Source organism: Mesorhizobium sp. WSM4307, assembly GCF_007003945.1.
Lineage (GTDB): Bacteria > Pseudomonadota > Alphaproteobacteria > Rhizobiales > Rhizobiaceae > Mesorhizobium.
The window spans coordinates 51166-64840 of record NZ_VFTB01000019.1 but is presented as its reverse complement, the minus strand read 5'-3'; the positions used below and the strand labels follow the sequence as shown (position 1 = coordinate 64840).

The window sequence follows — 13675 nt, the reverse complement described above, 5'->3', positions numbered from 1 at the left end:
TGCTTTTCCCTATTGCTGGAAGGCGCCGCGCTGGCGGGGCCGAAATTGCTATTTTTGCCTCGCTTCCGCCACGACTTTTTTTAAGCTGGACCATCTTTCCCTGCGGCCTGCCATCAGCCGCGACGATCGGAGTACCCCATGCGCGCAGCGCGCCTTGCATTCCATGCCGTTCTGTTGTCGGCGGTGTTCCCGATAGTTCCCGCCTTCGCCGTACCGGCGCTGCAGGCGCATCGCGCCGTGTATGACCTTACCCTCAAAAAGGCCTCAGACCGCTCCGGCATAACAGGCATATCCGGTCGCATGGTCTACGAATTCAACGGTTCGGCCTGCGAAGGCTATACGGTGAAATTCCGGTTCGTCACCCAGATCGTCACCAACGACAATACGCGATTGACCGACCAGCAGACGACGACTTTCGAGGATGCCGAAGGCAAGACCTTCTCATTTGTGACCAAATCCTTTGTCGACCAGAACCTCGACAAGGAGGTCAAGGGTATCGCCACGAAAGATCAGAAGGGGCTCAAGGTCGATATCGACAAGCCCGAGAAGAGCAGTCTGGAACTCGCCGCGACCCAGTTTCCGACCCAGCATTTGGTCGAACTGATCGGCAAGGCCGAAAAAGGCGAGAATTTCTACCAGACGAACCTGTTCGACGGGTCGGAGGACGCCAACAAGGTAATGGCGACCACCGTCGTCGTCGGCAAGAAGACCGAAGCCGACAAGGCCGATCCGGAGGCTCCGGCGCTGGCCAAGCTCGCCACCGACAAATACTGGCCGGTCGACATCGCCTATTTCGACGACAGCGCCCAGAACGGCGAAGAAGTGCCGGAATACCGGATCAGCTTCAAGCTGCACGACAACGGCATCACCCGCGATCTCACCATGGACTATGGCGACTTCTCGATGACCGGCAAGCTGGTCAACCTGTCGCTGTTCGACCAGACCAAGCCTTGCCCGGTCTCGAAATAGCAGGGTTGCGCAATTGAACTGGCCGCGGCGGGCTTGATGGCGGTCTACGTCGATGCGGCGATCTGGAAATGGGCCGGCCATCGCTGGTGCCACCTGATGGCCGACGACACTGACGAACTGCATCGTTTCGCCGCCGCGCTTGGCGTCAAGCGTTCATCCTACCAGGGGCCGCCCAAGACATCGGCTCCGCATTATGACATAACCGGCTTGGAGCGCGACCGCGCGGTGCGGCTCGGCGCCATCGAATGCAGCCGCGAGGAGATCGTCGCGATCTTCCGGCGGGTGCGGGTGCCCAATGGAAAGGCCAAACGATGACACCAACGGCATTTCTCGCCTATTGCGCCGCCGTCACACTCGCTGCCGCCACGCCTGGGCCTGCTATGTTCACGGTCATCACCAATGGTGTGTCGCGCGGTTTCCTGCGTGCCTTCATGGCCGGCGTCGGGGTCGCCGCCGGCGATGCCGTGCTGGTCACCCTGGCGCTGCTCGGCCTGGTGGCGCTGGCGCAAACCTTCGAATGGATCTTTCTCCTGCTGAAATATGCCGGCGCCGCCTACCTGATCTTTCTCGGCATCAGGATGTGGCGCGCCTCGACCGCGCAATCGAATGGGCCGCGGACGGCCGAGGCGAGATTGTCCCGGTCTTTTTTCCTTGGCGCGTCCATTGCGCTGGGCAACCCCAAGGCGATCCTGTTCCACGCCTCGATCATGCCGCTGATCCTCAACCTCGACACGCTGACATTTGTCGACGGCCTGCTGGTGGTGGCCACCGTCATCAGCGTCAATATCCTGACCATGGGGGTCTATGCGGCGCTTGCCGGCCGGGCGTCTAGCTGGTTCAGGACACCGAAGCGCATGCGGCTGATGAACCGGTTTGCCGGCAGCGCGATGATCGGCACCGGAGCGCTGATTGCCGCACGTTGAGCGGTAAACCGCCGCCCCGCTTGCGTTTGTCGCGCTTCCCCTCTATATGCGCGCTCATTCCACACACGGACTTTGGTGTCTGCCCGGGAGAAATCCGGCTGAAACCTCCGGTGGCGTTAGAGGACATCGTCCAAAAATGCCTGTGTCCGTGGAGGCTAACCGGAAAGGAAAATGAGAATGGCTCTGCCTGATTTCAGCATGCGCCAGCTTTTGGAAGCTGGCATTCACTTCGGCCACCAGACCCACCGCTGGAACCCGAAAATGGCGCCGTACATCTACGGCGCCCGCAACAACATCCACATCATCGACCTCTCGCAGACGGTGCCTTTGCTGCACCAGGCGCTGAAGCAGGTTTCCGACACCGTTGCCAAGGGCGGCCGCGTGCTGTTCGTCGGCACCAAGCGCCAGGCGTCCGACATCGTCGCCGATGCGGCGCAGCGTTCGGCCCAGTACTATGTCAATTCGCGTTGGCTCGGCGGCATGCTGACCAACTGGAAGACGATCTCGAATTCGATCCAGCGCCTGCGCAAGCTCGACGAGATGCTGGCCGGCGAGGCCCAGGGCCTCACCAAGAAGGAGCGCCTGAACCTCGACCGCGAGCGCGAGAAGCTCGACAAGGCTCTGGGCGGCATCAAGGACATGGGCTCGACGCCTGACCTGATGTTCGTGATCGACACCAACAAGGAAGCGATCGCCATCCTCGAGGCCAAGCGTCTCGGCATCCCGGTCGTCGCCATCATCGATTCGAACTGCGATCCGGACAAGATCGACTTCCCGATCCCTGGCAATGACGACGCGGCCCGCGCCATCCAGCTCTATTGCGACCTGATCGCCAAGGCTGCGATCGACGGCATCGCCCGTCAGCAGGGCGCGCTCGGCGTCGATATCGGCGCTTCGGTCGAAGCCCCGGTCGAGCCGGCGCTCGATCCGGCTCCGTCGACCGAGACCCCTCAGGCGTAAAACGGCGAGGGCCGGTTCCGGCCTTCATCTTTCTAATATTTTGGCACGCTAAACGGACGCATCATCGAGTAGCGGTGGTGCGTCGGTGCATTTAAAACAAAGAGGCGACAATGAGCATTTCGGCTGCACAGGTCAAAGAACTCCGCGACTTGACCGGCGCGGGCATGATGGACTGCAAGGCGGCGTTGAACGAGACCAACGGCAACATGGAAGAAGCCGTCGACTGGCTGCGCAAGAAGGGCATTTCCAAGGCTGACAAGAAGGCCGGCCGCACCGCGGCCGAGGGGCTGATCGGCGTCGATGCCGGCGTGCGCGAAGCTGCCGTCGTCGAGGTCAATTCCGAGACCGACTTCGTCGCCCGCAACGCCGCGTTCCAGGAGATCGTCGCCAACGTTGCCAAGGTTGCTCTCGCCTACGGCACGACGGAAGCCGTGGCTGCCGCGAAGTATCCGGGTTCGGACAAGTCGGTCACCGACACCATCAAGGATGCGGTCGGCACCATTGGCGAGAATCTGGGCTTCCGCCGCTCGGCCAAGCTGACGGTTCCGCACGGCGCGGTTGCGACCTATGTCCACAACGCGGTCGCCGACGGCCTCGGCAAGCTCGGCGTGCTGGTTGCGATCGAAACCACCGGCAACGAGCATGCCGCCAATGCTTTCGGCCGTCAGGTCGCCATGCATGTCGCCGCCACCAACCCGATGGCGTTGACGGCGGAGCAGATCGATCCGGCAGCGGTCGAGCGTGAGAAGGCGATCTTCTCCGATCAGGCGCGCCAGTCCGGCAAGCCGGAAGCGATCATCGAAAAGATGGTCGAGGGCCGCATGCGCAAGTTCTACGAGGAAGTCGTGCTCTTGAAGCAGGCCTTCGTGCTCAATCCCGACATCACCGTCGAGAAGGCGCTGAAGGATGCCGAGAAGGAAATCGGCGCGCCGGCCAAGATCACGGCCTATTTGCGCTTCGCGCTCGGCGAGGGCATCGAGAAGGAAGAGACCGACTTCGCGGCGGAAGTCGCGGCGGCGGTCAAGAAGTAAACTTCCTACCGCTTTATGCCGAAAGCGTTTTTCGGCCGGATGTCCGCAGGGATGTCCGGCCGATTTCTTGTGCGGTGTCGATAAAGGCCCGTAGTTTCGGCGCCATCGCCGCACGGCGCGGGAAATAGAGGAAAAGGCCGGGTTCCTCGATTGCCGATTGCGGCAGGACCTGCACCAGGCGGCCGGCCGCAAGATCGGCGCGCGCCAGCGGTTCGAACATATAGGCAAGGCCCACTCCGGCTAGCGCCAGGTCAATCGCCGCGAGCGAATCCGTGACGACGACCGTACCGCCGGTCTGCATCACGACATCCTTGCCGTCTTCGGTCAAATCCCAGCGATAGAGGGCACCGGAGCGGACAAGCCGGTAGCCGATGCAATTGTGGTTGGCGAGATCGGCGACGCTGCGCGGACGGCCGCGGCGCCCGATATAGGCGGGAGAAGCGACGATGACGGTTTTGAACGGAGGCGTGAGCCGCACGGCCACCATGTCCTGCGCGATCATCTCGCCCAGCCGAATGCCGGCGTCAAAGCCTTCGCCGACGATGTCGACCAGCCCCTGATCGGCGAAAATCTCCACCGTAACGTCCGGATAGCGCTCGGCCATCGCCGCGACGACAGGCGTCACCGCCAATGGAATCGCGATGGTGGAGGCGTTGATCCTGAGCAGGCCGGAGGGCCTGCCCTTGACGCTGCGGATCCGATCGATCCGCTCGCCAATATCCTGAAGGGCAGGGGCCGCGGTCTCCACCAGCGCCTTGCCGGCCTCGGTCAGCGAAACGCTGCGCGTCGTGCGCGCGAACAAGGGCTGCCCGACGCGCTCCTCAACGAGGCGCACCGCATGGCTGACCGCTGACGGGCTCATGCCGAGTTCGGCCGCGGCAAGCGCGAAGCCGCCACGCCGGGCAACGGCCACGATGACAGGCAGATGCGTGAGGAGATCCCGATCCATTCATGCACGATATCGCATGGTGTTTGCAGACAATGCAATCTTATCGATGCCGACGCGGTGATCCACATTGTCGCCAACACGTCGGCGCCCCCACACATCGGCAATCGGCCGATGGCATCAAGGAGAAGAGACATGAATGCATTGAAGCACGTAACGTTCGCGGCAGGCATGGCGCTGGCGCCGATCGATGCCGGCGGGGCCGAACCTTCCGGCTGGCAGGCGCTCGCGGACGAACGCGCGGTCATCCGCATTGCGGACGCCATCGACCGCGCCGTCGACGCGCAGGACTGGAAACTGGCGCGCAGCTACTTCGCGGATCGGATTACCGCTGATTTCAGCAGCCTGTCCGGGCAGCCTGCGGCCAACATCGCCTCCGACGAGCTGATCGGCACCTGGGCCGGCAATCTCAAGGGCTCGAAGAGGAGCCTGCATTTGCGCACCAATCACCAGGTCGTTCTCAAGGCGGACACGGCGACCGTCTGTTCGAATGGCTATGCCTGGAACCGGATGGAAGGCAATGGCGACCCGCTTTGGGAAGTCTGGGGCACCTATGAGCATCACCTGACGCGCTCCTCCTCCGGCTGGAAAGTCGACGGCTTCACGTTCCGCATGACGCATGAGCGCGGCAATCCTTGGGTCAAGGCGACCCCAGGCCTGTGAGGCCACAGCTTTCACCAGCAAGTATTGGAAAACGATCATGACCATGACCTATTACACCCTCGGCAATAGCGGCCTCAGGGTCAGCCGGCTGGCGCTCGGCACGATGACTTTCGGCAAGGAATGGGGCTGGGGAGCTGACAGGGAGACAGCCCGCGCGATGTTCGACGCCTATGTCGAGACGGGCGGCAATTTCTTCGACACGGCGGACCTCTACACCGGTGGCACGGCCGAAGCCTGGCTTGGCGAATTCATCGCCGACCGGGGCTTGCGCGACACCGCGGTAATCGCCAGCAAGTTCACCATGAACATGCAGCCGGGCAATCCGAATGCCGGCGGCAACGGCCGCAAGAACATCATGCGGGCGGTCGATGCCTCGCTGAAGCGGCTGGGCACCGACTATATAGATCTCTATCTCATGCATGTGTGGGACAGGCTGACGCCGGCCGAGGAGGTCATGCGCTCGCTGGACGATCTCGTGCGCGCGGGGAAAATTCGCCATGTCGGCCTGTCCGATGTGCCGGCCTGGTATGCGGGACGGGCACAGGCGATCGCCGAGCTGCGCGGGTATGAGCCGGTTTCTGCCCTGCAGCTCGAATACTCCCTGGCCGAGCGCTCGATCGAGAACGAGTTCGTGCCTTTCGGCACGCGCCATGGCGCCGGCATCATGGTCTGGAGCCCGCTCGCCAGTGGGCTGCTCAGCGGCAAGTATCGGCCGGCCCAGGCCGGAAATGCCGGCCGGCTCGACGGTTTCCGCAATTCGGCTCATCCGGGATTCCAGAAATTCACGGAGCGCAACTGGTCCATCGTGGCCGAACTCGAAAAGGTCGCGTCCGAACTCGGCCGCAGCATGCCGCAGGTCGCGCTCAACTGGGTGGCGACGCAGCCGGGGATCGCCACGGTCATCCTCGGTGCGACGACGCTTGCCCAGATCAAGGACAATCTTGGCGCGCTGGATTTCGAGATTCCGCTAGGGCTTCGCGACCGCCTGGATGCGGTCAGCAGAACGCCGGCGCCGTTCCCCTATTCCTATTTCGGATCGCTGATACAGGCGCGCGTCACCGGTGGTGCGGCAACCGGCGACAAGCCCTCCGGCTACGCAACGCCGGTGCTTGTCGAGGGCGAGCCGGCCAGCGTGTCGACCGACTGATCGATCCCGCAGCTTGCCACCAATTTGCCGGTCGGGGGGGGGGGGGGGGGGGGGGGGGGGGGGGGGGGGGGCGGGCGGGGGGGGGGGCGGGCGCGGTGTCTCCGCGCGGCGCCCTTCGTGTATCGGAACTCGGCATCGTGCCAATGTTCGGGCGCGGCGCCTGCGCGAGGGCGGCCAGCCCAGGCGCGACCACATGAAAAATGACGAGGACCAGATGACGGTGAAGCCCCTCTACCGACGTGTCTTGCTGAAAGCGTCGGGCGAAGCGTTGATGGGCGAACAGCATTTCGGCATCGATGTCTCCGTCGTGGATCGCATCGCCGCTGACATCGCCGAGGCCCGAGCGCTTGGCATCGAGGTCGGCGTCGTCATCGGCGGCGGCAATATCTTCCGTGGTGTGGCTGTCGCCTCCAAGGGCGGAGACCGCGTTACCGGCGACCACATGGGCATGCTTGCCACGGTCATCAACTCGCTGGCGCTGCGCACCTCGCTGAACAAGATCGGCGTCGACGCCGTGGTGCTGTCCGCGATCGCCATGCCGGAGTTGTGCGAAAGCTTTTCGCAGCGCCAGGCCACCGCCTACATGAACCAGGGCAAGGTGGTGATCTTTGCCGGCGGCACCGGCAATCCGTTCTTCACCACTGATTCGGCGGCGGCGCTGCGCGCGGCCGAAATCGGCGCCGATGCGCTGTTCAAGGGCACGCAGGTCGATGGCGTCTATTCGGCCGACCCAAAAAAGGATCCGAATGCGACGCGTTTCGAGCGCATCAGCCATGCCGAAGTCATAAATCGAGGCCTTTCCATCATGGATACGGCTGCGATTGCACTTGCGCGCGAAAACAACATTCCGATAATCGTCTATTCGATCCACGAAAAAGGTGGTTTCGGCGATATTCTGAGGGGCGGCGGCCGCTGCACGGTCGTCGCGGACGGTTGATCCGGAGCCTGATCCCTGGAAAGGGAGACCGGCTTTTCGAAAATCAGGCTCGAACGGGGCCTTGCCCCGAGGCAGTGAACCCGCGGCAGACGGGTCGAGGAGACTAAGATGAGTGGTGAGTACGACGATCTCAAGCGGCGCATGGATGGGGCAATCGCCGCGTTCAAGCATGATTTGGCTTCGCTGCGGACCGGCCGCGCCTCCAGCAATCTGCTCGATGCCATCCAGGTGCAGGCCTATGGCACCACCATGCCGATCAACCAGGTGGCCAACGTCACGGTGCCGGAGCCGCGCATGATCTCGGTGTCGATCTGGGACAAGTCGATGGTCGGCGCCGTCGACCGCGCCATCCGCGAATCCAACCTGGGCTTCAATCCCATCGTCGACGGCACCAATCTGAGGATTCCGCTGCCGGAGCTCAACGAGCAGCGCCGCAAGGAACTGGTCAAGATCTCGCACGGCTATGCCGAGAATGCGCGTGTCGCCGCGCGCCATGTGCGCCGCGACGGCATGGACTTCCTGAAGAAGGCCGAGAAGGACGGCGTTATCAGCGAGGATGATCAGCGCAAGCGTTCGGATCAGGTCCAGAAGCTTACAGACGAAACGATCAGCACCATCGATCATCTGCTTTCCGACAAGGAAGCTGAAATCATGCAGGTTTAGGGTTGGCGGCCGGCTGACCCGAAAGCGAGATCATGACAACGCCCGCGCATGTCGCGATCATCATGGATGGAAATGGACGCTGGGCCAAGGCGCGCGGCATGCCGAGGCTTGCCGGTCATCGCGCCGGCGTCGAGGCATTGCGCAAAACGGTGCGCGCGGCGCCCGATCTCGGCATCTCCTACCTGACCGTCTATGCGTTCTCGTCGGAAAACTGGTCGCGGCCGAAGGCCGAGGTCAGCGACCTGATGGGACTGTTGAAGCTGTTCATCCGCCGTGATCTCGCCGAACTGCACCAGAGCGGCGTGCGGGTCAGGATCATCGGCGACAGGGCAGGGCTGCAGGCCGACATCCGAGGGTTGCTCGAAGAGGCCGAATCGCTGACCGCGCGTAACGAGTCCCTGACGCTGGTGATCGCCTTCAACTATGGCGGGCGCGACGAGATCGTCCGCACGGCGCGCAAGCTTGCCTTGGCCGCGGCGCGCGGCGAAATCGACGCCGAATCGATCACAGCAGAAAGCTTTGCCGGCTGTCTCGACACGCAAGGCATTCCCGATCCGGAACTGGTCATACGCACCAGCGGCGAGCTTCGCCTGTCCAACTTCCTCTTGTGGCAGGCCGCTTACAGCGAGCTCGTCTTCCTGCCTTGCTATTGGCCTGACTTCAGCCGCGAACACCTTGCCGAGGCGTTGCGCGAATTTGCCGGCCGCGAGCGCCGTTTCGGCGGAGTGGGCCCGCAAGACGTCGCTTCGCGACCGGCCGCGGGATGAGCAACCTTCAGCTCCGCGTCATTTCAGCGGTCGTGCTTGCCGTCATCGCCCTCGGCCTGACCTGGCTTGGTGGCCTGCCATTCCGACTGCTGTGCGCGGCCATGTCGGCGATGATCTTCTACGAGTGGACACGCATGTCGCGGCCAGCCGCGGCCCATGGGCTGGGCTTCCTGCCCGAGGCGCTGGCCGTCGTTTTCATCGGTGCCTTGATTGCCGGGCTTGCCGCATGGTGGCTGCTGCTGCTCGTCGCGATTCTGATCGCCGTTACGGCGACTGCCGCCCTGGTTCGCAAGGCCGGGCAGTGGGAGGCAAGCGGTCTTGCCTATGCCAGCGTGTCCGGCCTGTCGCTTGCGTTGTTGCGTGATGGCGACCTTCCGGGCCTCGTCGCCATCCTGTTCCTGTTCGCGGTCGTCTGGGCGACCGACATTTTTGCCTATTTCGTCGGGCGCGCCGTCGGTGGTCCCAAGCTGGCGCCGTCGATTTCGCCCGGCAAGACGCGCAGCGGCGCGGTCGGCGGCGCGGTTGGCGGCGTTGTCGCCGGGGTCGTGCTGGCAGCCGCCGCCGGTGCCGGCAATCTGGCCTTGCTTGGCCTCGTGGCGCTTGTGCTTTCGATTATCGCTCAGGCTGGAGACCTGTTCGAATCCTGGGTCAAGCGGCGGCATGGCCGCAAGGATTCGGGCGTGCTCATTCCAGGCCATGGCGGTGTCATGGACCGTGTCGACGGGCTTGTCGCGGCGGCTCTTGCCCTATACGTCATTGGCTGGATTTCGGCGGGCGCCGATCATCCGGCGCAGGGGCTATTTCCGATTTGAACGGTGTCGTTTCACGATCTGGTGCGGGCGTGCCTTGGATTCGCCTGGATTGATGTCACAGTCACCGCGACAGCGGAAGAATTTGAGGGCATGAGTTGAACGGGATTCTTCACGCGATTTTCAGCACCGAAGGCTTTTTTCTCGGCACGCTCGTGCCGTTTCTCTTCGTGCTGACCGTGGTCGTGTTCGTCCACGAGATGGGCCACTACCTCGTCGGTCGCTGGTGCGGCATCGGAGTCAGGGCCTTCTCGATCGGCTTCGGTCCCGAACTCATCGGCTTCAACGACCGGCATGGCACGCGCTGGAAGCTTTGCGCCATACCGCTTGGCGGCTATGTCAAATTTGTCGGCGACATGAACGCCACCTCCAGCCAGCCCACCTCGCAAGAGCTCGAAACGCTGACCGACGAGGAGCGCAAGGTTGCCTTCCACACCCAGGCCATCTGGAAGCGTGCGGCGACCGTGGTGGCTGGACCCCTGTTCAATTTCCTGCTGGCGATCGTCGTCTTCTCCGTGCTGTTTGCGTCCTATGGGCGTTATGTCGCAGAGCCCATGGTGGCGGAAGTCACAGCGGACAGTCCGGCGGCAAAGGCCGGCATCCAGCCTGGCGATCGATTCGTCAGTGTCGACGGCAGCAAGGTCGAAACCTTTGGCGATGTGCAGCGGCTGGTCTCGGGCCGCGCCGGCGATACCATCACCTTTGTCATGCTGCGCGGCGGCAAGGAAATCACGGTGACCGCGACGCCGCAATTGATGGAGCAGCAAGACGCGCTCGGCAACAAGGTCAAGGTCGCAGTGATCGGCGTTGTCAACAACAAGGAACTCGGTCAGCCGCGTCTCATCACCTACACACCGGTCGGGGCGGTTGCGGCGGCAGTTGAGGAAACGGGCCACGTCATCGAACGCACCGGCCAGTTCTTGCAGCGTTTCGCCGTCGGGCGCGAGGACAAGTGCCAATTGGGCGGTCCCGTCAAGATCGCGGACATGGCCGGCAAGGCGGCGAAACTCGGTTTCGAATGGCTCGTGCAGCTCGTCGCGCTGCTCTCCGTTGGCATAGGTATTCTAAACCTTTTGCCGATTCCCCCCCTCGACGGCGGCCATCTGTTGTTCTACGGGGTGGAGGCCGTCATTCGCCGGCCGGTGTCGGAACGGATGATGGAAATGGCCTATCGGGCCGGTCTGCTCCTGGTCTTGTGCTTCATGGGTTTCGTATTCTGGAACGATCTGTTTGGGTGCTGAAATCATGAAGAAATTTGGCTTTGGCATGGTCGATGTTGAGACGCCGTTTACCATGCACGGGGATATGAGTGACGCGAAAGCCACGCACCAGGGTTAAGTAAATACAAATTAACCAGAAGCCTTGCGTGTAGGGAAAATCCGGTTAATACGGTAGGGGAAATTACCGCACGTCCGGTTTTCTCGCCGTGGGGACTACGAGAAAAGGTTATTAAGCCCGATGAAGGCAGCATCCAAGTTTCTGAGCGCCGCGTCAGCGGCGGCACTGTCCGCCGCTCTGGTCGTGCCAGGTGCGCTCGCAGTACAATTCGTTGCCACATCGGCGGCTGAAGCCGCTGTCGTCAGCAGGGTCGAGGTGAGCGGCAACCAGCGTGTCGACGCCGATACCATCCGCAACTACATCACCATCAAGCCCGGCAAGGCCTTCTCCAGTTCCGATGTGGACGCGGCCGTCAAGGCGCTGTTTGGCACTGGCCTGTTCTCGGACGTGCAGATCAATCAGGTCGGCTCGACGCTGGTGGTCAAGGTTGCCGAATACAAGGTCGTCAACCAGGTGCTGTTCCAGGGCAACAAGAAGCTCAAGGACAACGCGCTCCAGGCGGCGGTCCAGCTGAAGCCGCGTGGCACATTCTCCCAGGCGACGCTCGATTCCGACGTCGAGGCCGTGAAAGCCGCTTATAGGCGCATTGGCCGCGATGATGCAGGCGTGACCACGCAGATCATGGAACTCGGCGACAACCGCGTGAACGTGGTGTTCCACATCACCGAAGGCGACCGTACGCAGATCGCGGCGATCAATTTCGTCGGCAACAGCGCCTATTCGAGCCGCCGTCTGTCGGACGTGATCAACACCAAGCGTTCGTCCTGGGTGTCGTTCATCCTGCGCGACGACGTCTATGACGAGGACAAGCTGCGCGCCGACCAGGAGCTGCTGCGCCGCTTCTATTACAACCACGGCTACGCCGATTTCCAGGTCGTGTCGGCCGTCGGCGAACTCGACAATGCGACGAACAAATACACGGTCACCATCACCGTCCAGGAAGGCGAGCGCTACAATTTCGGCGATATCAGCGTCGAAAGCACGATCCCGGAAGTCGACTCCAAGTCGCTAGAATCGGTGGTCGAGACCCACAAGGGCGATGTCTACAACGCCAAGGATGTCGAGGACTCCATCATCGCTCTCACCGAGAAGGTGGCCGGTTCAGGCTATGCCTTCGCGCAGGTAACGCCGCGCGGCGATCGCAATTTCGAGAACCATACGATTTCGGTGGTCTATACGGTCGACCAGGGCACCAAGGCCTATATCGAGCGCATCGAGATCCGCGGCAATGACCGCACGCGTGACTATGTCATCCGCCGCGAATTCGATGTCAGCGAAGGCGATGCGTTTAACCAGGTGCTCATCCAGCGCGCGAAGAAACGCCTGGAAGACCTGAATTATTTTGACAAAGTCGAAATCTCGACGGTGCCCGGCTCGCAGCCCGATCAGGTCGTGCTTGTGGTCGACGTGGTCGAAAAGTCGACGGGTGAATTCTCCGTTGGCGCCGGCTATTCGACCGGCGGTGACTCGGCAGGCCCGTCCGTCGAAGGATCGATCACCGAGCGCAACTTCCTCGGCCGCGGCCAGTTCATCAAGCTGTCGGCGGGCGGCGGCAAGAATTCGCGCGACTACAGCGTGTCATTTACCGAGCCGTATTTCCTCGGACGGCGCATCGCCGCCGGCTTCGACATCTACAAGTCGACGAGGCAATACAACGACAACTATGACAGCGATACCGTAGGTGCGACGGTTCGCTTCGGGCTGCCGATCACCAACAGCATCACGACCCAGCTGGCGTATAATATCTCTCAGGAGAAGTATAAGGTCGACGACAGTTGCGGTCCTACCAGTGTCGGAGACCCAGACGGCGCCTGTACGATTTCGCCAGCCATCCTGGATGGCATCGCAGAAAGCCCCTGGATCAAGTCTTCGGTCAGCCTGGGATTGGTCTACAACACCATCGACGACATGAAGAACCCGCATGAGGGTATCTATGCCAACACGACGGTGGAGGTCGCGGGTCTCGGCGGCGATGCCAAGTTCGTGAAGATCACCGGTCGCGGCAGCGTCTATCAGACTCTGTCCGAACAGCTCGACCTTGTCGGCCTCATTTCAGGTGGCGCTGGCCACGTCGAGGGTTACGGCAACGAAGGTGGTCTGCGCATCTTCGATCAGTTCCAGAGTACCGACCGCATGATCCGCGGCTTTGCCTATGGCGGCATCGGTCCGGTCGACTCCTCCGGTGTTGGCGACCATCTGGGCGGCACGACCTATTTCAACGCCTCTGCCGAGGCCCAGTTCCCGCTGCCGGTCGTTCCCGAGAGCTTCGGCCTGCGTGGCGCGGTCTTCGCCGACGCTGCAACGCTCTACGGCAACAAGATTGCTGATCAGACACTGGTCGATCAGGACTCGACCGGCATGAAATTGCGCGCTTCGGTCGGCGTCGGCCTAATGTGGGCCTCGCCGTTCGGTCCGATCCGTATCGACTATGCGATCCCGGTCAAGAAGGAAGCGAGCGACGACGTGCAGGAATTCAACTTCGGCATATCGACCCGCTTCTGATCGGCGGCCAACGATGCTCC

General features: G+C 62.4%; 14 protein-coding genes. 13 read left to right on the top strand and 1 reads right to left on the bottom strand.

From position 1 onward, the window contains the following. Positions 1–138 precede the first annotated feature (138 nt). From FJV83_RS33505 to tsf, 5 genes are all read left to right on the top strand, one after another. Positions 139–969, top strand: coding sequence for a cell envelope integrity EipB family protein (locus FJV83_RS33505; protein WP_095774331.1), 831 nt, complete (start codon positions 139–141; stop codon positions 967–969). A gap of 36 nt (positions 970–1005) precedes the next feature. Continuing rightward, positions 1006–1284: a DUF4031 domain-containing protein gene (locus tag FJV83_RS33500; protein WP_095774332.1), complete on the top strand. Its 279-nt coding sequence runs from the start codon at positions 1006–1008 to the stop codon at positions 1282–1284. Further along, complete coding sequence (locus FJV83_RS33495; RefSeq protein ID WP_095788821.1) at positions 1281–1892, top strand: LysE family translocator; 612 nt, start codon at positions 1281–1283, stop codon at positions 1890–1892. Before FJV83_RS33500 ends, FJV83_RS33495 begins: the two co-directional genes overlap by 4 nt. Positions 1893–2069: 177 nt before the next feature. Then, on the top strand, positions 2070–2852 hold the full coding sequence (gene rpsB / locus FJV83_RS33490) for a 30S ribosomal protein S2 (RefSeq protein WP_019858207.1): 783 nt from the start codon (positions 2070–2072) through the stop codon (positions 2850–2852). Between the two features lie 110 nt (positions 2853–2962). Continuing rightward, positions 2963–3883: a translation elongation factor Ts gene (gene tsf, locus FJV83_RS33485; protein ID WP_010909555.1), complete on the top strand. Its 921-nt coding sequence runs from the start codon at positions 2963–2965 to the stop codon at positions 3881–3883. Between the two features lie 13 nt (positions 3884–3896). On the opposite strand, the gene FJV83_RS33480 is transcribed toward tsf, so the two are convergent. Next, positions 3897–4832 carry a LysR family transcriptional regulator gene (locus FJV83_RS33480; RefSeq protein ID WP_142887037.1) on the bottom strand — a complete coding sequence of 312 codons (936 nt, stop codon included), beginning with the start codon at positions 4830–4832 and terminating at the stop codon, positions 3897–3899. 132 nt (positions 4833–4964) lie between these two features. On the opposite strand from FJV83_RS33480, the gene FJV83_RS33475 reads away from it, so the two are divergent. The 8 genes from FJV83_RS33475 (at position 4965) to bamA (ending at position 13655) form a co-directional block, all read left to right on the top strand. Next, positions 4965–5492: a nuclear transport factor 2 family protein gene (locus tag FJV83_RS33475; protein WP_142876783.1), complete on the top strand. Its 528-nt coding sequence runs from the start codon at positions 4965–4967 to the stop codon at positions 5490–5492. Positions 5493–5529: 37 nt separating this feature from the next. After that, entirely contained in the window at positions 5530–6639 is a 1110-nt protein-coding gene (locus FJV83_RS33470) for an aldo/keto reductase (RefSeq protein WP_142887036.1), read from the top strand. A 214-nt stretch (positions 6640–6853) separates the two neighbouring features. After that, positions 6854–7576 carry a UMP kinase gene (gene pyrH, locus FJV83_RS33465; RefSeq protein ID WP_095774470.1) on the top strand — a complete coding sequence of 241 codons (723 nt, stop codon included), beginning with the start codon at positions 6854–6856 and terminating at the stop codon, positions 7574–7576. Between the two features lie 108 nt (positions 7577–7684). Further along, positions 7685–8239, top strand: a complete 555-nt coding sequence (gene frr, locus FJV83_RS33460; RefSeq protein WP_010909550.1) for a ribosome recycling factor — start codon at positions 7685–7687, stop codon at positions 8237–8239. A gap of 32 nt (positions 8240–8271) precedes the next feature. Further along, entirely contained in the window at positions 8272–9006 is a 735-nt protein-coding gene (locus FJV83_RS33455) for an isoprenyl transferase (RefSeq protein ID WP_095774337.1), read from the top strand. After that, positions 9003–9818 carry a phosphatidate cytidylyltransferase gene (locus FJV83_RS33450; RefSeq protein WP_142887035.1) on the top strand — a complete coding sequence of 272 codons (816 nt, stop codon included), beginning with the start codon at positions 9003–9005 and terminating at the stop codon, positions 9816–9818. Before FJV83_RS33455 ends, FJV83_RS33450 begins: the two co-directional genes overlap by 4 nt. A 95-nt stretch (positions 9819–9913) precedes the next feature. Further along, positions 9914–11056: an RIP metalloprotease RseP gene (gene rseP / locus FJV83_RS33445; RefSeq protein WP_095774339.1), complete on the top strand. Its 1143-nt coding sequence runs from the start codon at positions 9914–9916 to the stop codon at positions 11054–11056. Positions 11057–11273: 217 nt separating this feature from the next. Continuing rightward, positions 11274–13655, top strand: a complete 2382-nt coding sequence (bamA, locus tag FJV83_RS33440; protein WP_095774340.1) for an outer membrane protein assembly factor BamA — start codon at positions 11274–11276, stop codon at positions 13653–13655. Positions 13656–13675 lie beyond the last annotated feature (20 nt).